Origin of the sequence: Siphonobacter sp. BAB-5385, assembly GCF_002261125.1 — a bacterium.
Classification (GTDB): Bacteria; Bacteroidota; Bacteroidia; order Cytophagales; family Spirosomataceae; genus Siphonobacter.
Window position 1 is genome coordinate 63,381 of the sequence record NZ_NMPS01000100.1, and the last position, 22,986, is coordinate 86,366.

Below are 22,986 nucleotides of genomic sequence, written 5' to 3' on the forward strand. Positions count from 1 at the left end.
TGCGACCTGTATTGCGACTTAAAACGATAAAAGCCCTGAAAAACAGGGCTTTTATCATAGGTGGTGGCTCCGGCGGGAATCGAACCCGCATCTAGCGTTTAGGAAACGCCTATTCTATCCGTTGAACTACGGTGCCAAAAGGATATTGATTCCTGCAAAAATCTAAGGAATCTTCGCAAAAACCAATACCCTTGCCTTTTTAGTAGGAATTTGATTCTTCCAGCCAGTTCGGGAAAATCTGGAAGTGCTTGGCTTTCACCAGATCCAGCAGAGCCTGACGTAGTTCGTCAATGTTCTCTTTCTTTTCTGCCGAGATAAAGATGGCTTTCGGCTTTTCCGTGTCCAGATACGTATTCTTCAGAAAATCGATCGGAGAGAAGTTACCCTCCTGAGCCTCAAATTCCATTTCCGGACTGGGCTGATACAGGTCAATCTTGTTGAAGACCAGAATCATTGGTTTATCACCGGCTCCAATTTCGGCCAGAATCTGGTTTACCACCTGAATCTGCTCTTCGTGTCCCGGATGCGATACGTCCACGACGTGCAGCAGTACATCCGCTTCCCGTACCTCATCGAGCGTCGATTTAAAGGACTCGATGAGCATGGTAGGCAATTTACGGATGAATCCTACCGTATCCGTCAGCAGGAAGGGAATGGTCTCAATCGTTACTTTCCGTACCGTCGAATCAACCGTAGCGAAGAGTTTGTTTTCAGCAAACACTTCGGCCTTGGCCAGTCGCCGCATCAGCGTCGATTTCCCGACGTTCGTGTAACCCACCAGGGCTACGCGTACCATCTGCTCACGGTTTTTGCGTTGGGTAACGGCCTGACGGTCGATACGGGCCAGTTTGTCCTTCAGAAAGGCAATCCGGTCGTTCGCAATCCGCTTATCCGTTTCCAGCTCTTTCTCCCCGGGACCCCGCATCCCCACACCCCCGCGTTGCCGCGATAAGTGGGTCCACATCCGGGTTAGCCGGGGCAATACGTACTGTTGCTGAGCCAGCTCTACCTGCGTACGGGCCTGAACGGACTGGGCACGCATGGCAAAAATGTTCAGAATCAGCAAACTCCGGTCGATGATCTTGACTTCCTTGTTCCGTTCCTGGAAAGCCGTTTCCATGTTACGGATCTGGCGGCCCGTCAGATCATCATCACAAATAATCAGATCAATACCCTGGTCAATGACGTAAGCCATCACGTCCTCAAAGCGGCCTTTGCCTAAAAACAAATTCAGGTCTGGACGTTCGAGGCGTTGGACAAACGTTTTGACCGTCTTCACGCCCGCCGTTTCAGCCAGGAATTCCAGCTCAGCCAGATATTCACGGGTCTGATCTTCGGTTTGTTTAGGCGTAACCAGGGCGATCAATACCGCCGTTTCTATGTCTTTTTCAGTGCTAAACAAAACTATACTTGGGTCTTAGTGTAGAAAGTGGGGACTAGCGTAGGGAGAATAAAAAGGTGTACCTTCCTACTCCGGACTCACCGCGTAAGTGAGGCTAAACCAGCTTTCTACGGAATGATAAAAAGAAAGAAATAGGACCAGGAAAGAGGGCGTCCCTAGTCGACAAAAAGATGATACGTTGCAGCTAAAATCACGATGGAACAGAATGATATATAAGGTTGTTCAGTAGAGTAACACGAGAAATCGATTACTCAGTTCATACTCAGGCAAAATTAATGAAAATAAGCCAAGGAACCAGTGATTGGCTTATGATGCTGGTTCCCGGCCCTGAGAAATGCGAACGGATGCCTGTTAAAGCCTAATCTTTTTACGTACTTTGCCCGACTGATCATTGCTTTTACATGAAAGTTACCGAATACATCCAGCAAGCGAACGGAAAAGCCCTTTTTTCCCTTGAAATCATTCCTCCTCTTAAAGGCCAGAGTGTCACTGAATTGTTTGATACGATTGAACCCCTGATGGAATTTAAGCCACCTTTTGTGGACGTAACCTATCACCGGGAAGAACTCATCGAAAAACGCCATCCCAGCGGATTGATTCAGAAAGTACCCGTCCGGCGGCGGCCCGGCACGGTGGGCGTGTGTGCCAAGCTCATGGAGCGGTTTAAGGTAGACGCCGTGCCCCACGTCATTTGTGGCGGCTTTACCAAAGACGAGACGGAAGATTTCCTTTACGACCTGCATTACCTGGGGATCAACAACGTACTTGTTCTACGCGGCGATCCGGAGAAGTCGGCGGGGGTATTCAAGCCGAAAGAAGGCGGCCACGCCTACGCGACGGAACTGGTAGAGCAGGTGGTAGACATGAACCACGGACGCCTGCTGCACGAAGAAACGGAGGCTCAGCCGACGAACTTCTGCATTGGTGTGGCGGGGTATCCGGAAAAGCACTTCGAAGCTCCGAATCATAGTAATGATCTGCGGTACCTGAAGAAGAAAGTGGACCTGGGAGCGGAGTACATTGTAACGCAGATGTTTTTCGATAACCAGAAATACTTTGATTTCGTGAAGCGTTGCCGGAAAGAGGGCATTACGGTACCCATCATTCCGGGCCTGAAACCCATTTCAACCAAGAAGCAACTGACGGTACTGCCCCGCATTTTCCACCTGGATTTCCCGGAAGAGCTGGTACACGCCGTAGAAGCCTGTAAGTCGGACAAGGAAGTACGCGAAGTAGGAATTGAGTTCGGTATTCAGCAGTGCAAGGAATTGCTGGACTTCGGCGTCCCCGTGCTGCACTTCTACACCATGGGTAAATCGGACTCCGTACAGCGAATCGCCCGGGCGGTGTTCTAAACGACTGAATCGATTGAGGAGCATTCGGATAAAAATAAAGCAGCGTATCTGACCCGTAAAGGACGTAGATACGCTGCTTTTGGTGAGGAGTGGACTAGGACCAGATGCCCTGTGCTTCCGTTTTGATCAGAGCCAGAGTTTCCTGCCAGACTTCGGTTGGACGACCAGTGGAGAGTTCGCTGATCTTACGAGCCAAATCAAGGGCTGGAGCATCCGGGGCTATTTCGGAAGCCGCCCGGTTGACGAGTGCGGTAAGTTCCTGCGTCGTCAGTCGAATGCGTTCCCAGCTTTCCGGGCGGATGTACAACTGCTGAGCGGCATTATGCTGGAACTCCTGTCGTATTTCGGCGACCAGTAACTGTTGCAGATCCAGAGAGCTAAAGGCCTGACCCGCGTTCCGAATGAGTAAATTGCTGGGACTGATCCGTTCGAGAAATAAGCAAAGTCGTTCGTACGCCTGTAGTCGCAACGGTAGTACCACTTTCAGCGACTCCAGTTTAGCATCCTGTTGTTGTTCGATCAGCTGTTTGTTCAGGAAAGCTTTTATCGATAAATAAAACGCGTATAAAACCAGGGCAGCGGGTAAGACTACTTTAAGCAGATCACTAAAAAGCGTTTGCATAGAAAAAGAACGTAGTGAATTAAAGTACAAATTTTAGGGTTACGAGGATACTTTACCGGGCTTTCGGAACAAAAAGAGTCGAAAGAGCACGTATATTAACGTTCAAAAGTAGATAATTGAGCGGCGAATCACCGCATTTTTAGCCAATGATCACGCAGGAAATTGTTCCCATTTCATTTACGCAGTCGGCACAGGAGCAGATACGAGCCATTATTGAAGACAAAAAACTACCTGAATTTTATGGGCTGCGGGTAGGACTGAAGGGGGCTGCCTGCGGAGCTTCGTTTTTGCTGGGATTTGATACGAGAACGGACCACGACGATCAGTTTACCGTAGCCGATATTCCCGTGTACGTCGATCGGCGGCACCTCATGTATGTAATCGGACTAACCATTGATTTTGACGCCGAGGGGGAGGGATTCGTCTTTCAACCGAAAGCGTAATTCTTTCGGTGCTAATGGCAGGAAAATCCTGACGGATAAAGAGTACTGGAGAGCTGGTCGACTTAAGAGTCGGAAACACTCAGGAAAGGTTTGACCTCTTGTACTTGTAAACCCTCAAAGCCCGGCCAAATGACTGGCCGGGCTTTTAAATAGAAAAGGGTAAAGACTACTTTACGCCTTCAACTTCGTCTTCCACTTTTACGTGACCCCAGTTTTCACCCGAACGAATCCGGTTGAGCTGGGTATGCGTAATGCCGAATTGTTTAGCGATCATTTTCAGACGATTTTTGTCGCTTTTCAGCATCTTCTTGATCATGATTACTTTACTCTCGGTAAGCTTATAATTTTTAGTTCGTTTGGGGCGAGGTTTCTCCTGGGGGTTCGTCCGGTGGTGTTCGGTCATTTCGTCCCGCGTCACCCATTTCAGGTTTTCCCAATGGTTATTCAGCTTGTCGTGATCCTGGTGGATAATAAATTTATGATCAGCAGAAGGCCGATTCACAAAAAAATCAGCAACCAATCGATGCAGGTAACGGTTGATCACCTTACCTCCTCGTATCCGGATATTCAGGGAACGGTAACCCTGAATGATCGATCCCTTGATAATGTCACCTTCGGGATCATTCTGAAAGCTACGAAGCCTTCCATAATTTGATACTTCGTAACGGGGGGGATTTTCAACACCCTCAAAAGGGATTTCAATCCACTTTTCATTCCAAAAACTACTTGATTTCTTCTCGCTCATGGTTAATTAATTAACTTCCGGCAAGTACGGTTGACGGGTTAACTCAGACTTAAGACTTGATATTAGGTTCCGGGCGGGCGGTGAAAGAAGAGTTTAAAACAGAGTAGATGGTAAAGTTTTTTTACGCATCTCTGCAAAACCAAAGCCGAATGTAGAAAAAAATTCGGATTTTTCTTTCATACCAAATGTTAATAAAATTAAAATTTTAATGAAAACTTTAATCGTAGGAGCATCGACTCATCCCGGAAGATACGCGTATCTAGCAGCCAATCGACTGCTGAGCTACGGACACGAAATTGTCCTACTAGGTAAAGAGAACGGAGCAGTAGCTGGATACCCTATTCTGCACGGAAAACCCGAACTGGAGGATATTGATACCATCACGTTGTACATTAATCCTACCCGGCAGCCTGAACTCTATGACTATATGCTCAGCCTGAAACCCAGGAGGATTATCTTTAACCCAGGTACAGAAAATTCCGAATTTGAGAAAATGGCGGAGGAGCAGGGCGTAATAGCTCTGCAGGCCTGTACGCTCGTAATGCTGGGTACGGGGCAGTATTGATCATTGGAAAGTATTGATATAAAAGTTTTGGGGTAAAATTTAAAATAAATGTAAAAAAAAGATGATACGGTAAAATTTAGGGGGTAACTTTTTTAAAACTTTGCTTAAATTCTAAAAAGAAGTTAGGCATATTAAAGCTGTAAACTACTCTTCCTACCCGAAGGTTTGTACTCACCAGCGAATCAGGGCAGCACCCCAGGTAAAGCCACTTCCAAAGGCCGCCAGGCAGATCAGCTGTCCTGGTTTCACACGTCCGGATTCCCAGGCTTCCGTCAGGGCAATGGGTATGGAAGCGGCGGTCGTATTTCCGTATTTTTGGATATTGTTAAAGACGCGGTCTTCGGGCAAACCCAGATTCTGACGAACGTACTCAGAGATACGTAGGTTGGCCTGATGGGGTACCAGCAAATCGATATTTTCGGGTTGTAAATGATTGGCTTTCAGACTTTCAAGGATTACTTCAGGAAAGCGTACCACCGCATGTTTGAATACCGTATTGCCCTGCATGTACACTTCCATTTCGGACGGATTTTTCATCGCCGAATCGTACCACCGACCTTCTCTACTGCTCCCCGGACCTTTGACCATTAACTCTTCGGCAAAGGTACCATCGGCGTGGAGATGCGTAGAAAGAATTCGGTGTTCGGCATCTTCCGTGGCCTGAACGACCGCAGCACCGGCACCATCACCAAAAATGACGGCTACACTCCGGCCTTCGGTCGTTGGATTCAGGAAAGAAGACTGAATTTCAGAGCCTACAATCAGAATGGTACGGTACATACCCGAGCGAATGTACTGATCGGCTACGGACAGTGCGTACACAAAACCCGAGCACTGATCCCGGATGTCGAGCACGCCTACGCCCGTCATCCCCAACTCGCGTTGCATGGCAAAACCCGGTCCCGGAAAATAGTAATCGGGAGTAATGGTTGCGTAGATAATAAAGTCTACGTCCGTTGCAGCCACGGCGGCACGCTCCAGGGCTTGGCGGGCGGCCTGGGCAGCCATGCTGGCATTGGTATCTTTTCCGGGAGTAAAGTAGCGACGTTGACGAATGCCGGTACGTTCCACAATCCAGGCATCTGAGGTTTCAAAACGTTGTTCCAGGTCCTGGTTGGTAACAACGTTTTCGGGCACGTAAAAGCCTAATCCGGTAATCTGAGCGTAAGGCATACAAAAAAGTAAGGCCGTAAATTAGGATTTTGTTGTTGAAAAATGTAATTAATTTTTCACGGAACTGGGGATTGCAAAAATGCCAAAGCCCGAACATCCGGTCCGAGCTTTGGCAGATTTTTCTCCCAGTGATTCCGAAACGGACGCTATTGTCTTAGGAAACGGGATTTAATCGGTTATTAATCAGTGACAAGAGAATGTACAGGGCAATGATGGGAGGCATGGCGGCAAAATTCAACAGAATCACCAGTACCGCCGAAATGCCGATAAAGAGATACTTGATTTCGTTGCCTTTCCAGCCGAAGCCTTTGAACTTCAGGGCAAACAAGGGCACTTCCATCACCAGTAAAAAAGACATCAGGAAGCTGAAAACAATCAGATAATTGGCATTCAGGATATACGGAGCCCAGTCTTCGTGTTGCCGCAGAATGACCGGAATCGAAGCAATGAGAAAGGCATTGGCGGGCGTCGGCAGGCCAATGAAACCCGAGGTCTGCCGTTCATCAATGTTGAATTTTGCCAGCCGCAGTGCCGAGAACACGGCAATCACGAAAGCAAAGTAACACTTCCAGATACTGGGTAGATCGGGAACACTATCCAGTATCAGGTGATAAATAATGATGGAAGGCAGTACGCCGAACGTGACCATGTCGGCCAGCGAATCGAGTTCCTTGCCAATGGCCGAACTGGCCTTCACCAGGCGGGCTACAAAGCCATCGAAGAAATCGAATATACCGGCAATGACGATCAGGTACGAAGAAAGTAGCAGATCGTTGTTGAAAGCCGCAACAATGCCTACACAGCCGCAAAGCAGGTTACAGCAGGTCATGGCATTGGGAAGGTGCTTGAGCATACGAGAAAAATTAGCGGGTTAGGCGTACTGTCCGTTCTGACCTACGTAGGGGTTTTCGAGACGTTCACGTCCGATTGTGGTAGCGGGGCCGTGACCGGGAAATACCTCCATTTCATCGTCCAGCGTAAACAGTTTATGTTTAATACTGGAAATCAGGTCGTCGAAATTGCAGCCCGGAAAATCCCAGCGTCCAATACTACCGTGGAAAAGTACATCACCGCTGATACATAGGTTCGATTCGCGATTGATGAACGCTACGTGCCCCGGAGCGTGTCCCGGTACGTGGAGAACTTCCAGTGTTGTATCACCAAAAGTTACGGGTACGCCTTCTTCGAGCCAGGCATCGGGTTCGGCTTCTTCGTAATCAAAAATGCGGTAGGAGGGAGCCCGGACTGCTACAGATTTTAAAACCGGTACATCAAGCGGATGCAGGTAGTACGGAACGCCGTACGTTCGCTTCACAAACGCATTCCCCAGCACATGATCGACGTGGGCGTGCGTGTTGAGCAATTTGACGACCTTCAGGCCTTCGTCGGAAATAAATTCAGTTAACTCTTCCCGTTCCTGACGATCCGAGCAGCCGGGATCAATAATGACGGCTTCCTTCGTATCATCCCAGAGAACGTACGTATTTTCCTGAAAGCCATTGAAGGTAAACACTTGTAAGTATAGCATTTTCTATGAATTCGTTTGAAGGAATAATGTGTTTGAGGAGGTTTGAATGTAATTAGAGTACGTTTGAAAGGTTTAAGGGTTGCGTAAGAAAGGTTTAACCTATTGCTTCAAACCCTGAAGGGGTTCAACGTCAGTAACCAGGGGTACAACCTCTGGACCACCTTAAACCTCAAACCCAATCAAACCTTAAACTCTAACCACCACCCTAAATTCCCAAAGCAAACATCGTCGGTTTTTTGTGCAAATCGGGCTTATGCTCCCGCCAGTATTGAATGGTTTGGGTTTGAATAAACTCGTCTTCCGCCGTTAGGTTCGAACCGATGCACAGGAGCGTTTGCGGCTGGCAACTGCGTAAAAGCTCGTCGAGCAAAGCTCCGTTCCGATACGGTGTTTCCATAAAAAGCTGGGTTTGGCCGCTACGGGCATCTTTTTCCAGCTCACGCACCCGTTTGGCCCGTTCGCCCTTGTCAATGGGCAGGTACCCGTGAAACGCAAAAGACTGTCCGTTAAAACCCGATCCCATCAGCGTGAGCAGAATGGAAGAAGGCCCTACCAGCGGAGCCACCCGCAATCCTGATTCATGAGCCAGACGTACCGCCACCGCTCCGGGATCGGCAATGCCCGGGCAACCCGCCTCGGACAATACACCGATGTCTTTGCCCGGGCATTGCCGCAGTTGTTGGCGGGTTTCCTGCACGGGCGTGTCCTTGTGTAGCTCGAAGAAGGTAAGGTCTTCAATTTTCCTGCCCGTTTTTAATTCTGAAATAAACCGCCGGGCGGTACGCAGATTTTCCGCGAAGAAAACGTCCGTACGAAGAATGACTTCACGGATTTGCGGACTCAATACAGCATCAGCCGTACCCGGAGCCAGCACGGTGGGAATCAGAAACAGAGTGGCCCTAGAGCCGGATTCTTGGGTATTCATTTCGTTATAATTCCGGTGAAGCCTATTCCTTCACAAAGTTCATGACCGCTTCAATAAAAGCTTCTGGCTGATCGGCCTGTACCCAATGACTGGCTCCGGCGATGGTCTCCACGCGAGCTTGCGGAAAAATGCGGAAAATTTCTTTTTCATCCTCTTCGGTGATGTACGAAGAAAGTTCACCACGGATGAACAGCACGGGTTTCGACACGGGATGAATACCACTGAGTTCACTACCCACGGTTTCAATTTCCCGCGTGATAACGGGCAGGTTCAGTCGCCAGGTAAACCCCCCTGCATCGGCACGGGCCAGGTTTTTAAGGACAAAAGCCCGGGTACCCGGGTGGTCTTCGTACTGGGTGAAAAAGGTTTCGGCGTCCTGACGGTTTTTGAGGGTAGCCAAAGGCATCAGGTTCATTCCCTTCAGAATCCCCGTATGGTGGACGGGATAAAACCGCGGAGCAATATCAACCACCACCATCTTATCCAGTAGCTCCGGATAGTTCAGAGCAAACTGCATAACCGTTTTTCCGCCCATGGAATGGCCAATCAGTAGAGGATCGGTGAGTTGCTGATCCTGAATGAATTCGTGCAAATCTTCCGCCATTTCCTGGTAGCCAAAGTCATCACTCCAGGGAGAGCGGCCGTGATTGCGTTGATCGAGCATGAATACCCGAAAGCCTTTTTCAGCAATCTGCTTGCCTACGGTCAGCCAGTTGTCGGCCGAGCCAAATACGCCGTGTAAAATCACGATGGCCGGGCCGCTTTCGCCCGCTTGCCGAAAAAATAATTTCATAAGCAACTATGGTCTTTTCCGGAATTTAACGTCATCATTCCGGGTTAGCTATACAACTTTTGCGGACAAAGTTATCCACCCGACGTCAATCCTTCGTAAACTTGCCGAGGATTACCGTATTCAGGGCTAAAAAATACTGACCTCGAAAGTACCCCAGGCGGTTGTCTCTGAATACCGATCACCACACATGAGTCTTTCCATACAACAAATACAGGCTCCCATCAATGCTGAAATGAAGGCATTTGAGGGAAAATTTCGAGAGTTCATGAAAAGCGACGTCATGTTGCTCGATCAGATCATGAACTACATTGTTCGGCGAAAAGGGAAACAAATTCGGCCCATGTTCGTCTTTCTGGCGGCGGGTACCTGCGGGACGATCAACGAATCGACGTATCGGGGAGCTTCGCTGATTGAACTCATTCATACCGCAACGCTGGTACACGACGACGTGGTGGATGATTCGAATTACCGCCGGGGATTCTTTTCGGTCAATGCTCTCTGGAAGAATAAAATTGCCGTGCTCGTGGGTGATTACCTGTTGTCGCGGAGCCTGTTTCTGGCCGTGGATAACGAAGATTTCGATTTCCTCAAACTCATCAACCGCTCGGTGAAGGAGATGTCGGAAGGGGAGTTGATGCAGATTGAAAAAGCTCGCCGACTGGACATTACTGAAGAAGTGTACTTCGAAATTATCCGTCAGAAAACGGCAACCCTGATTGCGGCCTGCTGTGCGGTGGGAGCCCGGTCGGTGCAACAAACCAAGGAAATGGTGGAGCGAATGCGGTTGTTTGGCGAAAAAGTGGGGATTGCCTTTCAAATCAAAGACGACCTTTTTGATTACGGCGATGCTGAAATTGGTAAGCCCGTTGGGATCGATATTAAGGAAAAGAAAATGACGTTGCCGTTGATCTACGCCCTGAATCGGGCCGACTGGCTGACGAAACGGCGGATTATCAATACCATCAAAAACGATTCGGAGAACCCGAAAAAAGTAGGAGAGGTCATTGATTTCGTCAAAAGCTCCGGCGGCATCGAGTACGCCACTCAGGTTATGCAACGCTACGTGAACGAAGCCCTCACCATCCTGAGCGAGTTTCCGGCGAACATCTACCGGGAATCGCTCCAGAATCTGGTTCAGTTTACCATCGAACGTACCAAATAAAAAAAGGCTTATCCGATCACGGGTAAGCCTTTTAAATTACACGATGGGGTTAATTCGGGACGAAAGTGATTTCGGGAATACCGATGACAAAATTCTTTTTCATGGTTACGGGAAATACTGAAGCCGTGGAATTATTGGGAACGATCCGTTCGCCTTCACTATGAAAGAGAATGCTTCCCTGGACCAAAGGCATAAAATCAGTCGCACCTTTTTTGTGAACGTAGTACTTCTTGGCTACACCCATCGAAAGGTTGTTGATACTAACGACGTATTTCTTCGTGGCATCTGTAATTTCCAGCGGATCGATGGGTAGTAAAACCAGCTTTTCGGGGGCATCGACTTCTACAGCTTTCTGACGTAGGACACTCTGGTCGGCTGCATCCCAGAGCGTAACGGTGTACGTACCAACTTCGGGCATCTTGGCTCCCACCTGCGTAATTTTTCCGGGAACCGAAGCACTGAAGTAAATGCCAACTTCCCAGCGGCCATTATTGAATTGTTCTGACGTCACGTCCGTACCTTTCACAAACGTAGAGATCGGGTTCTCCTGGGGCTTGGTGTCTTCGCCTTTGTCCTTACAGCCAAGCAGCAGAGCGAAGGAGAGGGCGACTAAAAAAAGAGATCGGGTTTTCATTGGTTATCGGAGCTTTAAGAAGGTTGATGGGACAAAGCTCCGAAGGATGGCCTCGCGACGAAATACCACATTTCAGGGAGCCCCTTACCCATTACAGGTAAAATCATTGTTAAAATTTCCAGAGCTCATGATAGTACTATTCTTTTGACCGTATCTTTCGACGACAATCACCCATAAATCTATCTACAATCATGATCAAACGTAATGCTACAGCTGTTTGGAAAGGCAGCGGAAAAGAAGGTTCAGGAGCGTTGACGACCGCTAGTACGGTACTCGACAGCACTCAGTATTCATTCAATACGCGTTTTGCGGATGGCAAGGGTACGAACCCTGAAGAACTCATCGCGGCAGCTCACGCGGGCTGTTTCGCCATGAAACTGAGCTTCGATTTGAACGAAGCAGGTTTTACGGCCGATGAAATCAACGCGAAAGCCACCGTGGTACTCGATCCTTCCAAAGGCGAAGTCACAGAGAGTAATATCGTTCTGACGGCAAAAATCCCAAATATCACCGAAGAACAATTCCAGGAAATTGCGGCTGGAGCGAAAGCGAACTGCCCGATTTCGAAGTTACTGAAGGCGTCCATTTCACTGGAAGCTTCATTGGCTTAAATACAAATTATTGCACGGAAACGGGATAACTCACGCAAGGAGTTATCCCGTTTTATTTTCAGCCGCAGGCACTGTATCTTCGAAGAGGATTTTGTGTTTTCGAATTTTATTTAGGTATGCCCATTAGTAAAGAATTAAAAACGGCCATTCTGGGCCTCACGCGGGAGGAAAAAGACAAACTACTACTGCGGCTCATCAATAAACACAAAGACTTACAGGAACAGCTTATTTTTCAATTGCTGGAAGATGGCCAAACGTTGCCGGAACGACGCGACGATCTGCGTAACAAAATGGACCGTTTCTACAAACTCGATCCGGATTCGTCGGGTTGGTTAATGACGGATATGCGGCGACTGCACGCCGAAATTACCTATCACGTGAAGATTACGAAGGACAAATACGGGGAAGTGGAATTGGTATTGTATCTGCTGAATGAATGCTTTGAGAAGCAGTTGCCGTACGTGCAGAAGTACACATCCAAAACCGATGGCCTGGCCGAGTACATCGCCAAGCGGACGGAAGCCATACTGAAGAAACTGACGAAGCTGCACCCCGATATTCAGTTTGAATTTCTGGAGGATGTCAATCACCTGCTCGAACGGGTGTATGCCTACGCTCCGGCACCCTATGCCAAGCAGTTAGGGTTACCGAAGCGTATGGATATTCGTTAAAGGATAGGATCGATGTCCTTCTTGCGTTTCCGATGCTGGTAGCGGTCGTAGACGTACTGAATGATGCCGTCTTTCAATCCCAGATCGGGTACCAGTATTTCCGTCGCTCCTGACCAACGCATGGCTGACAGATAGATTTCGGAAGCCGGTACAATCACGTCCGCCCGGTCGGGGTTGAGCTGGAGTTTATTAATACGATCTTCCAGCGAGTAGGAGCCGATGTATTTCTGAATCCGCTCCAATTCTTTAATGTCCATGCTGGATTCGGTGACGCGGGTCTTGGCCAGATTGAATAGCTTGTTGATATTTCCACCCGTACCAATCGCCCGGATACCCGCCTGTTTGGGGCCAATGTGGTCCTGAATCCAGCGTTGCATTTTCTCCCAGTCGGATTTCTGCTCTTTCCCTTCCAGTAAGCGTACGGAGCCGATTTTAAACGAACGGCTCGCGACTTTCTGCCGGTTCACGTACAGGTTCAGCTCGCTCGATCCGCCGCCCACATCCACGTGCAGGTAATTGGTATCCGTATCCAGGGATTGCACCACGACGTTGTTGATCAGTTCGGCTTCTTTCGCTCCTTCGATGATGTGAATTTTCATATCGAGCTGCCCTTCAATGCGTGTGACAATGTCACTGGCATTGGAAGCCTCCCGCATGGCTGAAGTTGCACAAATCAGGTAATCTTTACACTCATGCAGTTCAATCAGGAGTTTGAATGAATGAAGCATTTTATACAGGCGAACCTCGCCTTCGGCACTGATCGAACCCGTCGTAAATACGTCCATTCCCAGGCGTAGAGGAAAGCGGACATATTCTACTTTTTTGAAGGTCAGTACGCCCTCGTTTTCCAGTACTTTGGAGATTTGCAGACGGGCGGCGTTAGAGCCAATGTCGATCGCTGCTAGTTTCATACGGAGATGGTTTCAGGGATTATTAATAGCGTTCAATTAAGTAGCGTCGTTCGCAGGCCTGTAATCGGGTAGCTGGGTTTAGAAATTCACCGTTCAGCGTCGATAAATGGAAATGCGGATTGGACCGGATCTGAGCCATTTTCACGCCCGCCTGCCGAAGTTCAGCCAGGCCCGTCGAATCGGTTAGTATCCAGCGGGTCTCGGGTATTTTACCTTCGGGTAGCGGCGGATGTAACTTTTTAGTATAAAAGTCGAACGTATAACTGTAAATCCGATAGAAACTGAACGAATCCCGAACGGCCGGATCAGCAGTACGGGCAAACTCGTATCCCGAATCATAGCGGAACAGGTACGGATAGGCGTTGGCACTCAGCGACATAAAAGTAATGGAAATCCCCGCCAGCGATACTGCCACCAGGCGGGCAAAAACCGGCGATTGACGAATGCTCAGATATAAAATAAATCCTGCCACAGCCAGAGCAACCAGTTGATTGATGATTCCAGGAATGGGCGTAATCACCGTATTCAGGTAAATGGTAATCCCCATCATGAGCGTAACTACTACCGCCTGCACGATCATCAGCGAACGAATAGTTTTCTCGGAACTGGACAACAACTGCCCACTCAGTTGAATTGCCAGATACGGGTACAGCAGATTCAGGTAATGCGGTAATTTGTACTGAGCCATTGAGAGAATCAGCATCATCGAGACGATAATTCCCAACGTGAGTACTTCTTTCTGAGCTTTAAAATTCCGTATTGCCCGAAAGAGCGACCAGTAGATCAGAAAGGCCCAGGGCAGGCACGACCAAAGAAGCGTATGGAAAAAGAAGAAGTAGTCGTTGGAGCCGGAACTTCCCCAGGCTTCACCCTGAAAACGTTCAACGCTTTGCCCCAAAAGAATGAACTTGATACCCGAAAGGCCCGTCATGCCACGGATGACTTTCTCGGGATGTAAATCGAATTGCAGATAGTAGCAGTACAGAATCGGACTGATAAAGACCAGAAACGAAAAACCGATAAAGACCCAGCTCCACTGAAAAATGGCCTTCCAGTTGCGTTCGTACAGTAACTGAAATCCTAACGCCATCAGCGGCATCGCCAGACCAATTCCCCCTTTGGTCGCAAAACCCAGAGCCAGCCCCAGAGCCGAACCCAGGGCATATTTGCGTTTGCCTTCGCGGACGAAAGCCAGTAACATCCAGACGGAAAACACCATACAGGCCGTCAGCAGAGCATCCATCCGTACGTCCTGATTGGATAGAAACTGAGCGTAGCAGGAGGCGTAAATCAAAGCAGCCAGTCGGCCTACCGCCTCCGAATACAGGAGTTTACCCAACCGAAAAGCCGAGTAAAAACCCACGATGGAAGCCAGCATGGAGGGAAACTTATACGCAAAAGTATTAATGCCAAACGTTTTGAAGGATAAGGCACTCAGCCAGAAAAGCAGGTGTGGTTTATCCAGGTAATCCCGGCCCCGGTCAATGAGGCTAACCCAGTCATTGGTCTCCACCATGTGCAGGGCAATCAGGGCGTGGTGAGCCGGGTCGGTATCAAATAGGGGAACGAATAAACCAATGATATAGACGGCGGCCAGAGCCAGCCACATAATCCAGTAGATCGGACTAAATAAAAAACGTTCAGCGTGCATGCATTCAAAGAGGTAGAACTGTCCCGAAGGTAGGGATGCCAAAAATAAGGCAGGAATTCAATTAATCACGCGTTTCGGGCCGCTCGGGTAACGTGATAAAGGCACCCAGCGAAGAACTAAGGGCGTTGATAAAGAAAAAGAGTAGACTGGCCAGTACCGCCTGGTCGGACTGAATGGGCAGGTACTCCGCCGCCGTCAGAAAAACAAATTCGCGAACGCCAATGCCACCCACGGTCAGGGGAAGTACGGAGGCGATGGAGGAAACCAGAAAAACCAGTCCGTATTCCAGTGAATGATCCGTCACGCCAATGGATCGCAGTAACAGCAGAATGACGATTACCTGCGTGGACTGTACACCCAGCGAGAGTGAAAACGCAGCAGGAAACACGGGTACGAATTTCCGAAAGAATAAAAGGTATACGCCCCAGCCGCCCGCTCCAACGAGCAGAGCCATCCCCGACAGCCAGCCGTACGGTAAGCCAAACTGGCTCATCAGCCAGCTACTCGAACCACCCAGCAGGGCAATCAGAAAGGTAATGGCCAGCATACCGCTGCCCCGGTCCAGCAATAGTACCGAAAGAATCAGTCGGTAATCAGTCTGGTGACGGGTACGCAACAGCCAGGCTTTGTAGCCATCGCCGCCAATGCCCCCCGGTAAAAACAGATTGAAAAACATCGAGCGATAGTACAATCGCAACAGGAAGGAGAAGGGTTCGGACAGCGGAACCGCTTTCAGATGTTGCTGAAAACGACTGGTACTCAACAGCTGGGAAACGTTATACAGCACCAGAGCAACCAAAATCCAGCCCCACTGGGCCCGGCGGAGTAACGGCCAGATTCGCTCCCAGTCCATTTGATACGCCAGCCATCCCAAAGCCAGGCTCGTAAGCAACAGCTTCAGGATGGTTTTGACGGCGGGTGATAACTTACTCAAGGGTAGAAACGGGGGAAGAGGCCGAATACAATTCACGAACGAGATAGGTAGACTTCGTACCCGATTCGTAGTACGTTCGCATCATGATTTCAGCCATGAAACCGAAGGTAATGATTTGTAAACCAGCCAGTAGTGTTACGACAGCTACCGTCAGCAAAGGACGTGTACCGATGTCTTCGCCGGTCAGTTTTACGCCCAGCAGATACAGACTGATCAACGCTCCAAACAAAAACGTCAGAATGCCGATGGGGCCGAACAAGTGCATGGGTCGGCGGAAATACTTCTGGAAAAAGACCATCAGTAACAGATCGGACATGACTTTGAAAGTACGGCCCAGGCCGTACTTCGACTTGCCAAATTGCCGGGCGTGGTGACGTACCGGCATTTCCGTCATCTTGGCTCCCTGCATAGCGGCCAGTACCGGAATGAAGCGGTGTAGTTCACCGTATAGTCCCAGGTGTTGGGCAATTTGCCGACGGAAAATTTTCAGCGTACAGCCGTAATCATGAAGGTATACACCCGTCATTTTACGAATCATGGCATTGGCGATCTTGCTGGGAACTTTCCGTAACAACATGCCGTCCTGCCGTTTGGCCCGTACCCCGGCAACAACGTCCCAGCCTTCCCGCTGTAATTTTTCGAGCATGATGGGAATATCGGCGGGATCGTTTTGTAAATCACCGTCCAGCGTAACAATATACGGAGCTTTGGCCTCCGCAATACCCGCCGACATGGCCGTCGTCTGGCCGTAGTTGCGGTTTAGTACGACCAGTCGTACGCGATCATCCGCGTACTGTTTGATTCGGGCAATGGTGGCATCGGTAGAGCCGTCGTCCACCAAAATCAATTCATAATCCAGACCCTGCATGGCCTCGCGTACGCGTTGCAGCAGGGGTTGTATGTTGTCTTCTTCGTTTAAAAGGGTAATCACCAGGGAAAGAAGCGGTGCCGTTTGCATGCAATCAATGAGTTAAGTGGGGAAGGGACGTTTTCCAGCGAACAAATTCTTTCAGCCCTTCCTCCAGGGTTACCACGGGCTGATAGCCCAGTAACTCCTGCGATTTGTTGAGGTCTGCGTAGGTTTGCGAAACATCGCCGGGTTGCTCTTCCCGGTATTCGTAAATCGCCTCCCGACCCAACGCTACTTCGAGGGAAGCGACCAGTTTCCGGAGGGTAACGGGTTTGCCCGAAGCGAGGTTAAACGTTTCGAAACCTGGCTTTTCGTAAGCCATGGCCTGCTCAATGCCCGTTACGATGTCGCTGACGTGTGTGTAATCACGACGCGTACTGCCGTCTCCGTAGAGCGTAATAGGTTTGGCTTCCAGAATGAGTTCGGCAAATTTATGAATGGCCAGATCGGGTCGCTGCCGGGAGCCATATACGGTGAAAAAGCGAAGAGCCAGAAACTGGATGCCGTGCAAATGAGCGTAGGTACGGCCCAGCATTTCCCCCGAAATTTTGGAGGAAGCGTAGGGGCTGATCGGCAATAAGTTCGTATCGGATTCTTTCCAGGGAACGTTCGGATTCTGACCGTATACGCTGGACGAAGAGGCAAAAATAAACTTCTGAATGGATAAATGCCGGGCCACTTCCAGCAGTGAAAGCGTCCCCATGACATTCGATTCGTAGTACGGACGCGTAGACTCAATACTTTTGCGAACGCCCGCTTTAGCCGCCAGATGAATAATGGCCTCGAAGGTTTGCCCTTTCAACACGTCGAGCAAATACTCCTGCTGACTAATATCGGCCTCGATAAACTGAAAGTTCGGATGTTCAAGCAGACCTTTCAGATTCTCACGTTTCTGGGATACCGGGTAAAAATCATCGAAGTTATCAATGCAGGTAACGGCCACACCGGGCTGCGAAAGCAACCGTTCGGCGAGGTGACTACCGATAAAACCTGCCCCTCCGGTGATAAGGTATTGTTTTATAGTTTTCATGGATTTCATGATCACTCTTTCTAGGCAATGTGTAGCAACGGTATTACCGCCTGGTAATCAGAAAGGGTGCGAAGTTACGATTGTTTGGCGGGCTATAAACGTTTTATAGCTACTAAATTGGACAAAACCTTTAAAAGAGCCTTGTTTTTAGGCGAAAAAATGGGACCAATACGGGAAACGCTTACAAAGAACGCGGTAACGGAGACGGCGTTTTTCGAAACAAAATGGTCGTAGGTGTTTCAAAAAGATCCCGCTTTCGGGTTAGTTCTTTCAGTTGGGAAAAGGTCGATAATTCGGGCAGAAATTCCGTCCGTGAAATAACGACTACAGAACCTTCCGCCCGTAAAACTTCCGCCAACGCTTCCGGTGTATTCACTACATCCACCGATCGATTCAGGTAAAAAACATACGCCGGATTGAACTGCTTATAAGCGATGACTTTTTCTTCCGGATTGATCGAACTAATGGTTTGATTAACCGGGTTCTCGCGATCAATGATCGGGTAGGCCAGCTGGAAAAACAGTACGGCGGTCACTACAAACGATCCTGCCAATGCCAGCATCGTACGGCTGAATTCGCCGTGTCGGAATCGGCACCAGGCCGCTGCCGCTCCGAGGGGAAAGGTCAGAAAGATAATCGCCCAGCCCGCCAGGTGTGACACCACCGGATCAAGCCGTAAACCCAGATAAAAGGCTATGGGGAGTAAAGCTGCCAGTACGCCGTAAGTAATGAGCGAAGGCCGCAGTTTTTTCCAGGCCATTTCCTGATCAAGCACCGAATCCAGAAAGGCCGCGATCAGTACCGCCACGAAGGGATAACTCGGAACGGTATAGTTAAAAAGCTTCGTCCCCGAAAAGCTGAAAAATCCAATTACGACACTGGCGATACTAAGCCCGAAAGCCAGGGCTGGAACTTCCTGACGATGTTTCCAGGCCCGTACGAAGGCCTGTGGAATAAAGATTGAAAAAGGTAATAGTCCAATCAATACGTATAAGGGGGTAATCAGGAAAAATCCGCCATGCCCTTCCATCGGGGCTTGAAAGCGTTCGAGGTTGTGCTTTAGAAAAAATCCTTCGGTCCAGGCACCCGAGGTAGCTTCGTGTACACGCAGGTACCAGGGTAAGGCCAGGAGCAGCGTCCAGACTAAGCCAGGTACTAACCCTAATCGAAACGCTTTTCTGAAAGTCCCCTGAAAAAGCAGAAACAGGCCAATCGCTGTAAAGATGAGTACCAGAGCCACGGGTCCTTTGGCCAGTACACCCATGCCCAGCGACGTATAGAAAATCGCCAGATTGAGCGTTTTTTGCCGTTGCTGGTACCAGCCGTAGAACGATACCCAGGCCAGGGTCAGGAAAAAAACGAGGTACGGATCAGGTACGGCCATGCGAAACTGGACCCCAACGTGCAGGGAAGCCAGTAATACTAACGCTGAAATCCAGGCGACCCGGGGATTGAAGTTACGCCAGGCAAAAGCGAAAATCAGCAGAATGGTACCCATGCCGCAAAGAATGGAACCCAGCCGGGCCGAAAATTCACTAACACCAAACAGAGCGTAGCTCCCCATCATCACCCAGTAGTGCAGGGGCGGTTTATCGGTGCGAAGCTGTCCGTTGAAGGTGGGTACGACCCAATCCTGTCGTTCGTACATCTCGCGAGCACACTCGGCGTTCTTTGCTTCGTCGAGGGAATACAACATGAGTTGTGAAGTTCCCAGCGAAAAAAACAGGAAAATGAACAGCCCGAGTAGTAACAGAGATTCGGATCGTGTTAACGATTTCATAGCTGTAAACCCGTGCAGCCTAGGCTGCCAGTCCAGAACATATTATCGCAAAGTAGCCGAAAGAGCCGTCGCTGGAAGCGGGATGGGAGCACTTCGAAACGCATTGATCAAATCACCTACGGTATCGATGCTACGCAGCGAAGGTTCGGAGAGCTCCTGACCCGTCAGGTATTCAAGCTCGTTGGTGAGTTCACACAACTCCTGGTAAGTCAGACCGTAGTCTTTTTTGAAGGAATGATTCAGGCGAACGGAAGAATAGACATAGAAGCTTTTTTTCAGCAGCTTCTTCAAAGCAGAAATAAGAGGATTCACGGATGTTTTCATGGTCTTTAATGGGAAAATACTCGACGAAAATGGCGGCTGCCATCTCAAAGAAATCAGGGGGCCTTTGGGGCTGGTCCGCTACTGCCCTGGGCAGCGGACGGACAAAACAGGGGAACTCTAGGGGTATGTATAACTGAGTAATACGCGTGAGGTTACGTTAAAAAAGATTTCGGGGGTTACTGCAGGCCTTTCACCAGGATCGTTAATAGTAAATCAATTTTGGCATCCAGGTCGGTATCGGAAAAAAACAAATCAAACTCTAAACCACGGAAAGCGGAAACTACCACGTAAGCCAGAAAAGGAAGATTCGACTGGATCGATTCATTAAATTCCTGATGATCGACGCCGAATTGCAATATTTCTACAAACAGATCGATTTCCCGTTGGCTAAACTGAATCCGGCAGGATTCCATCATGTCGCGACTGCACGGTAATTCCGTCGAAAGGATCCGGTACAGGTTCAGTTTGTTATGTAAAGCTTTTACTTTGGTTTTGATGACTACTTCTATTTTGGTACGAGCCGATTGCTGTTGCTGGCAGGCCGCCACCATCGAATCAAAAACTTCGTTGATTTCTTTATTGATGACCGAAACGAAAATATCCTCTTTGCTGGAAAAGTAGTAATAGAGCGTGCTTTTACCCTTACCCATCGCTTTGGCGATATCTTCCATCGTAGTCTTGGTTAACCCGTACTGCTGAAAGATTTTCTGTGCCGCCTGGATAATGGCTTCTTTGATCTGTTCGTCTTTTACCAGTGTTCCTGTCATTTCGACTAAAATCGTTTTTCGGTCCAAAGGTAATTGGAAGCTGCACATAATTGTCCTCACCCAGCCAAATAAATATTAACTTATTTTTAACAGTACGTTAGGTTTCAGTTAACGTGAGGGAATGGGATGAAACGGGCGGCTGAGTCGCTTTACTGCAATAGAGCCTTCAGGGACGTAATAGGTTGGGAGGGTGGGCGAATAAACAAAAAGTCCTGCCGGTTCGGGCAGGACTTTTGATAAATGCGGTAAAATGAAGCTTAAACGGACATGATGTCAGTTTCCTTCGCGGTAAAGACCTGATCAATTTTTATAATGTACTGATCCGTCAGTTTCTGAACGCGTTCTTCACCCTGTTTTACTTCATCTTCGGAGACGCCTTCTTTCGTCAGTTTTTTGATGCTGTTGTTGGCATCCTGACGGGCGTTTCGAATATTGATTTTAGCCGTTTCGATTTCTGCTTTTACGCGTTTTACTAGGTCACGGCGGCGTTCTTCCGTTAGGGGAGGAATGCTGATGCGAAGTACTTCACCGTCATTCGCCGGTGAAAAACCGAGGTTTGAGTTGCGAATGGCCCGGTCGATATCGTTTACCATCTTCCTTTCGAAAGGCTTTACGCTAATGGTGCGGGCGTCGGGCGTCGTGATCGAGGCTACGTTTTGTAGCGGACTCGGCACGCCGTAGTATTCGACCATGACACCTTCGAGCATGGCAGGCGATGCTTTTCCAGCCCGGATTTTACTCAATTCAATGTTCAGGTGCTTGATAGCCCCTTCCATTGTTTCTTTCGCAGCTTCGAGATAAAACTCTATTTCGTCCATTGCGGAGATAATAAGTGTGAAGTTTAATGTGGTTTGAATGGTTTGAAAGGATTGAAACGTTGGATCGAGCCGATCGGGAATCAAACGATTTCAAACGGGATCAAACCTGATAACTTACCGATTCATTAGGAAATAAGTGTACCCACTTCGTGACCCATCACCAGGTTTAGCAGGTTTCCGGGCTTGTTCATGTCGAATACAACGATCGGTAATTTGTTTTCCCGGCAAAGAGCAAAAGCAGCCAGATCCATCACTTTGAGATCTTTGGCGATGACTTCGTCGAACGAAACACTGGTGTACCGGGTTGCTGTTGGATCTTTTTCGGGATCTGCCGTATAGACGCCATCCACGCGGGTACCTTTCAGAACCACATCGGCTTTGGTTTCAATGGCCCTGAGGCTGGCCGCTGAGTCGGTCGTAAAGTAAGGGTTACCGGTACCCGCACCAAAAATAACGATCCGGCCTTTCTCCAGGTGACGCATCGCCCGGCGACGAATAAGCGGTTCGCAGATTTGCTCCATTTTTACCGCTGACATCAATCGCGTAAAGAGCCCTTCTTTCTCGAGGGCTGCCTGAACAGCCATCCCGTTGATTACGGTGGCGAGCATGCCCATGTAATCGCCCTGTACCCGATCCAGACCGGTTGCTTCGAGTTCTTTCCCCCGGAAAATATTTCCGCCTCCTACCACGATCGCTACCTGAACACCGAGATCTGCAACGCGTTTTACTTCTTTGGCATACTGTTCGAGAATGGAAGAATCGATGATTTTATCCGATTTCTTTTCCCCGCTGAGAGCCTCTCCACTTAGTTTCAGTAAAATTCGCTTGTACTTCGGCGTTTCCATATAGGCAGTTTTTGGGTCGCTAAGTTAAGGCGACGGCTGGGAGAATGGCAACTGCCCGAAGATTTTTCTTTGAGGAAAACCGAAAGACGGACTGGATTTCATAGTGGTTATCAGGCCTTTCCGAACAGAAATTTGTCGAGGCGAAGGGTAAGAAACTGACTTTATTTTAGCCTGAGCACAGTGTACCCTGGAAGAGAACGTTCGAAAGCTGTCCCCGCATTTCATACGGGGCTACGTACCTTGAACCCCTTCGGGGTTGATAGTTTCCAACCCCGAAGGGGTTCAAGGTACGTAGCCATGGGTACTACCCATGGAGACCTGAAAAAGAAGAAGTTAATTTGTTGAAAAGAAATATAATTTGTAAAACTATCAACTATCAACTATCAA

25 protein-coding genes and 1 tRNA gene are annotated in these 22,986 nt (G+C 48.9%); 6 read left to right on the forward strand and 20 right to left on the reverse strand.

The features are described from left to right. Positions 1-61: 61 nt before the first annotated feature. A tRNA-Arg gene (locus BWI93_RS10365) sits at positions 62-136 on the reverse strand. 63 nt (positions 137-199) lie between these two features. Continuing rightward, positions 200-1,402 carry a GTPase HflX gene (gene hflX, locus BWI93_RS10370; RefSeq protein ID WP_094810972.1) on the reverse strand — a complete coding sequence of 401 codons (1,203 nt, stop codon included), beginning with the start codon at positions 1,400-1,402 and terminating at the stop codon, positions 200-202. 401 nt (positions 1,403-1,803) lie between these two features. On the opposite strand from hflX, the gene metF reads away from it, so the two are divergent. Then, positions 1,804-2,757 carry a methylenetetrahydrofolate reductase [NAD(P)H] gene (metF, locus tag BWI93_RS10375; RefSeq protein WP_094810974.1) on the forward strand — a complete coding sequence of 318 codons (954 nt, stop codon included), beginning with the start codon at positions 1,804-1,806 and terminating at the stop codon, positions 2,755-2,757. 94 nt (positions 2,758-2,851) lie between these two features. Here the strand turns inward: metF and BWI93_RS10380 are convergent, their stop codons facing one another. Beyond that, the gene (locus BWI93_RS10380; RefSeq protein WP_094810976.1) at positions 2,852-3,379 is read right to left on the reverse strand and encodes a hypothetical protein; all 528 of its coding nucleotides are present in this window, start codon (positions 3,377-3,379) and stop codon (positions 2,852-2,854) included. Positions 3,380-3,525: 146 nt separating this feature from the next. On the opposite strand from BWI93_RS10380, the gene BWI93_RS10385 reads away from it, so the two are divergent. Next, positions 3,526-3,822, forward strand: coding sequence for an iron-sulfur cluster assembly accessory protein (locus tag BWI93_RS10385; RefSeq protein ID WP_094810978.1), 297 nt, complete (start codon positions 3,526-3,528; stop codon positions 3,820-3,822). Positions 3,823-3,988: 166 nt separating this feature from the next. Here the strand turns inward: BWI93_RS10385 and BWI93_RS10390 are convergent, their stop codons facing one another. Beyond that, a complete protein-coding gene (locus tag BWI93_RS10390) occupies positions 3,989-4,567 on the reverse strand; it encodes an NUMOD4 domain-containing protein (protein WP_094810980.1) in 579 nt (192 codons plus the stop codon). A gap of 208 nt (positions 4,568-4,775) precedes the next feature. Between BWI93_RS10390 and BWI93_RS10395 the strand changes: the two genes are divergently transcribed. After that, entirely contained in the window at positions 4,776-5,132 is a 357-nt protein-coding gene (locus BWI93_RS10395; protein WP_094810982.1) for a CoA-binding protein, read from the forward strand. Positions 5,133-5,303: 171 nt separating this feature from the next. Here the strand turns inward: BWI93_RS10395 and BWI93_RS10400 are convergent, their stop codons facing one another. From BWI93_RS10400 to BWI93_RS10420, 5 genes are all read right to left on the reverse strand, one after another. Beyond that, a complete protein-coding gene (locus tag BWI93_RS10400) occupies positions 5,304-6,305 on the reverse strand; it encodes a 3-oxoacyl-ACP synthase III family protein (protein WP_094810984.1) in 1,002 nt (333 codons plus the stop codon). Between the two features lie 154 nt (positions 6,306-6,459). Continuing rightward, positions 6,460-7,158, reverse strand: a complete 699-nt coding sequence (gene pssA, locus BWI93_RS10405) for a CDP-diacylglycerol--serine O-phosphatidyltransferase (protein ID WP_094810986.1) — start codon at positions 7,156-7,158, stop codon at positions 6,460-6,462. Positions 7,159-7,176: 18 nt separating this feature from the next. Next, the gene (locus tag BWI93_RS10410) at positions 7,177-7,833 is read right to left on the reverse strand and encodes an MBL fold metallo-hydrolase (RefSeq protein ID WP_094810988.1); all 657 of its coding nucleotides are present in this window, start codon (positions 7,831-7,833) and stop codon (positions 7,177-7,179) included. Between the two features lie 205 nt (positions 7,834-8,038). After that, positions 8,039-8,758: an SAM-dependent methyltransferase gene (locus BWI93_RS10415; protein WP_094810990.1), complete on the reverse strand. Its 720-nt coding sequence runs from the start codon at positions 8,756-8,758 to the stop codon at positions 8,039-8,041. A gap of 22 nt (positions 8,759-8,780) precedes the next feature. Then, entirely contained in the window at positions 8,781-9,551 is a 771-nt protein-coding gene (locus tag BWI93_RS10420; RefSeq protein ID WP_094810992.1) for an alpha/beta fold hydrolase, read from the reverse strand. A 187-nt stretch (positions 9,552-9,738) separates the two neighbouring features. On the opposite strand from BWI93_RS10420, the gene BWI93_RS10425 reads away from it, so the two are divergent. Further along, a complete protein-coding gene (locus BWI93_RS10425) occupies positions 9,739-10,713 on the forward strand; it encodes a polyprenyl synthetase family protein (RefSeq protein ID WP_094810994.1) in 975 nt (324 codons plus the stop codon). A gap of 49 nt (positions 10,714-10,762) precedes the next feature. On the opposite strand, the gene BWI93_RS10430 is transcribed toward BWI93_RS10425, so the two are convergent. After that, complete coding sequence (locus BWI93_RS10430; protein WP_094810996.1) at positions 10,763-11,347, reverse strand: DUF4082 domain-containing protein; 585 nt, start codon at positions 11,345-11,347, stop codon at positions 10,763-10,765. A gap of 191 nt (positions 11,348-11,538) precedes the next feature. Here BWI93_RS10430 and BWI93_RS10435 point away from each other — a divergent pair, with 191 nt between their 5' ends. Both BWI93_RS10435 and BWI93_RS10440 read left to right on the forward strand, forming a co-directional pair. Further along, positions 11,539-11,958 carry an OsmC family protein gene (locus BWI93_RS10435; RefSeq protein WP_176454190.1) on the forward strand — a complete coding sequence of 140 codons (420 nt, stop codon included), beginning with the start codon at positions 11,539-11,541 and terminating at the stop codon, positions 11,956-11,958. A 116-nt stretch (positions 11,959-12,074) separates the two neighbouring features. Further along, positions 12,075-12,629, forward strand: coding sequence for a hypothetical protein (locus tag BWI93_RS10440; RefSeq protein ID WP_094810998.1), 555 nt, complete (start codon positions 12,075-12,077; stop codon positions 12,627-12,629). Here BWI93_RS10440 and BWI93_RS10445 read toward each other — a convergent pair. The 10 genes from BWI93_RS10445 to pyrH all read right to left on the reverse strand — a co-directional run bounded on the left by BWI93_RS10445 (position 12,626) and on the right by pyrH (position 22,599). Beyond that, complete coding sequence (locus tag BWI93_RS10445; RefSeq protein WP_094811000.1) at positions 12,626-13,540, reverse strand: Ppx/GppA phosphatase family protein; 915 nt, start codon at positions 13,538-13,540, stop codon at positions 12,626-12,628. The genes BWI93_RS10440 and BWI93_RS10445 overlap by 4 nt on opposite strands. A 22-nt stretch (positions 13,541-13,562) precedes the next feature. Then, positions 13,563-15,191 (reverse strand): glycosyltransferase family 39 protein, encoded by a 1,629-nt coding sequence (locus tag BWI93_RS10450; RefSeq protein WP_094811002.1) that lies wholly within the window; start codon positions 15,189-15,191, stop codon positions 13,563-13,565. A 61-nt stretch (positions 15,192-15,252) separates the two neighbouring features. Continuing rightward, positions 15,253-16,125: a lysylphosphatidylglycerol synthase transmembrane domain-containing protein gene (locus tag BWI93_RS10455; protein WP_176454191.1), complete on the reverse strand. Its 873-nt coding sequence runs from the start codon at positions 16,123-16,125 to the stop codon at positions 15,253-15,255. Beyond that, the gene (locus BWI93_RS10460) at positions 16,118-17,083 is read right to left on the reverse strand and encodes a glycosyltransferase family 2 protein (protein ID WP_094811006.1); all 966 of its coding nucleotides are present in this window, start codon (positions 17,081-17,083) and stop codon (positions 16,118-16,120) included. The genes BWI93_RS10455 and BWI93_RS10460 overlap by 8 nt, the downstream gene beginning before the upstream one ends. A 4-nt stretch (positions 17,084-17,087) precedes the next feature. After that, positions 17,088-18,065 carry a GDP-mannose 4,6-dehydratase gene (locus tag BWI93_RS10465; RefSeq protein ID WP_233207773.1) on the reverse strand — a complete coding sequence of 326 codons (978 nt, stop codon included), beginning with the start codon at positions 18,063-18,065 and terminating at the stop codon, positions 17,088-17,090. A 181-nt stretch (positions 18,066-18,246) separates the two neighbouring features. Continuing rightward, positions 18,247-19,845 carry a glycosyltransferase family 39 protein gene (locus tag BWI93_RS10470; RefSeq protein ID WP_094811008.1) on the reverse strand — a complete coding sequence of 533 codons (1,599 nt, stop codon included), beginning with the start codon at positions 19,843-19,845 and terminating at the stop codon, positions 18,247-18,249. Positions 19,846-19,887: 42 nt separating this feature from the next. Further along, on the reverse strand, positions 19,888-20,169 hold the full coding sequence (locus tag BWI93_RS10475; RefSeq protein WP_094811010.1) for a hypothetical protein: 282 nt from the start codon (positions 20,167-20,169) through the stop codon (positions 19,888-19,890). 176 nt (positions 20,170-20,345) lie between these two features. Next, positions 20,346-20,936: a TetR/AcrR family transcriptional regulator gene (locus tag BWI93_RS10480; protein ID WP_158242704.1), complete on the reverse strand. Its 591-nt coding sequence runs from the start codon at positions 20,934-20,936 to the stop codon at positions 20,346-20,348. Positions 20,937-21,193: 257 nt separating this feature from the next. Beyond that, positions 21,194-21,754 carry a ribosome recycling factor gene (gene frr, locus BWI93_RS10485; protein ID WP_094811014.1) on the reverse strand — a complete coding sequence of 187 codons (561 nt, stop codon included), beginning with the start codon at positions 21,752-21,754 and terminating at the stop codon, positions 21,194-21,196. 125 nt (positions 21,755-21,879) lie between these two features. Then, complete coding sequence (gene pyrH, locus BWI93_RS10490) at positions 21,880-22,599, reverse strand: UMP kinase (protein ID WP_094811016.1); 720 nt, start codon at positions 22,597-22,599, stop codon at positions 21,880-21,882. Positions 22,600-22,986 lie beyond the last annotated feature (387 nt).

Bases quoted from the DNA above. Each gene is read 5' to 3' on its own strand.
- BWI93_RS10430 (WP_094810996.1), bottom strand. From the start codon at position 11,347: ATGAAAACCCGATCTCTTTTTTTAGTCGCCCTCTCCTTCGCTCTGCTG.
- BWI93_RS10380 (WP_094810976.1), bottom strand. From the start codon at position 3,379: ATGCAAACGCTTTTTAGTGATCTGCTTAAAGTAGTCTTACCCGCTGCC.
- BWI93_RS10420 (WP_094810992.1), bottom strand. From the start codon at position 9,551: ATGAAATTATTTTTTCGGCAAGCGGGCGAAAGCGGCCCGGCCATCGTG.
- BWI93_RS10470 (WP_094811008.1), bottom strand. From the start codon at position 19,845: ATGAAATCGTTAACACGATCCGAATCTCTGTTACTACTCGGGCTGTTC.
- BWI93_RS10425 (WP_094810994.1), top strand. From the start codon at position 9,739: ATGAGTCTTTCCATACAACAAATACAGGCTCCCATCAATGCTGAAATG.
- BWI93_RS10475 (WP_094811010.1), bottom strand. From the start codon at position 20,169: ATGAAAACATCCGTGAATCCTCTTATTTCTGCTTTGAAGAAGCTGCTG.
- BWI93_RS10460 (WP_094811006.1), bottom strand. From the start codon at position 17,083: ATGCAAACGGCACCGCTTCTTTCCCTGGTGATTACCCTTTTAAACGAA.
- BWI93_RS10415 (WP_094810990.1), bottom strand. From the start codon at position 8,758: ATGAATACCCAAGAATCCGGCTCTAGGGCCACTCTGTTTCTGATTCCC.
- BWI93_RS10400 (WP_094810984.1), bottom strand. From the start codon at position 6,305: ATGCCTTACGCTCAGATTACCGGATTAGGCTTTTACGTGCCCGAAAAC.
- BWI93_RS10385 (WP_094810978.1), top strand. From the start codon at position 3,526: ATGATCACGCAGGAAATTGTTCCCATTTCATTTACGCAGTCGGCACAG.
- pyrH (WP_094811016.1), bottom strand. From the start codon at position 22,599: ATGGAAACGCCGAAGTACAAGCGAATTTTACTGAAACTAAGTGGAGAG.
- BWI93_RS10440 (WP_094810998.1), top strand. From the start codon at position 12,075: ATGCCCATTAGTAAAGAATTAAAAACGGCCATTCTGGGCCTCACGCGG.
- BWI93_RS10445 (WP_094811000.1), bottom strand. From the start codon at position 13,540: ATGAAACTAGCAGCGATCGACATTGGCTCTAACGCCGCCCGTCTGCAA.
- BWI93_RS10410 (WP_094810988.1), bottom strand. From the start codon at position 7,833: ATGCTATACTTACAAGTGTTTACCTTCAATGGCTTTCAGGAAAATACG.
- frr (WP_094811014.1), bottom strand. From the start codon at position 21,754: ATGGACGAAATAGAGTTTTATCTCGAAGCTGCGAAAGAAACAATGGAA.
- metF (WP_094810974.1), top strand. From the start codon at position 1,804: ATGAAAGTTACCGAATACATCCAGCAAGCGAACGGAAAAGCCCTTTTT.
- BWI93_RS10435 (WP_176454190.1), top strand. From the start codon at position 11,539: ATGATCAAACGTAATGCTACAGCTGTTTGGAAAGGCAGCGGAAAAGAA.
- BWI93_RS10395 (WP_094810982.1), top strand. From the start codon at position 4,776: ATGAAAACTTTAATCGTAGGAGCATCGACTCATCCCGGAAGATACGCG.
- pssA (WP_094810986.1), bottom strand. From the start codon at position 7,158: ATGCTCAAGCACCTTCCCAATGCCATGACCTGCTGTAACCTGCTTTGC.
- BWI93_RS10480 (WP_158242704.1), bottom strand. From the start codon at position 20,936: ATGACAGGAACACTGGTAAAAGACGAACAGATCAAAGAAGCCATTATC.
- BWI93_RS10450 (WP_094811002.1), bottom strand. From the start codon at position 15,191: ATGCACGCTGAACGTTTTTTATTTAGTCCGATCTACTGGATTATGTGG.
- BWI93_RS10465 (WP_233207773.1), bottom strand. From the start codon at position 18,065: ATGAAAACTATAAAACAATACCTTATCACCGGAGGGGCAGGTTTTATC.
- BWI93_RS10390 (WP_094810980.1), bottom strand. From the start codon at position 4,567: ATGAGCGAGAAGAAATCAAGTAGTTTTTGGAATGAAAAGTGGATTGAA.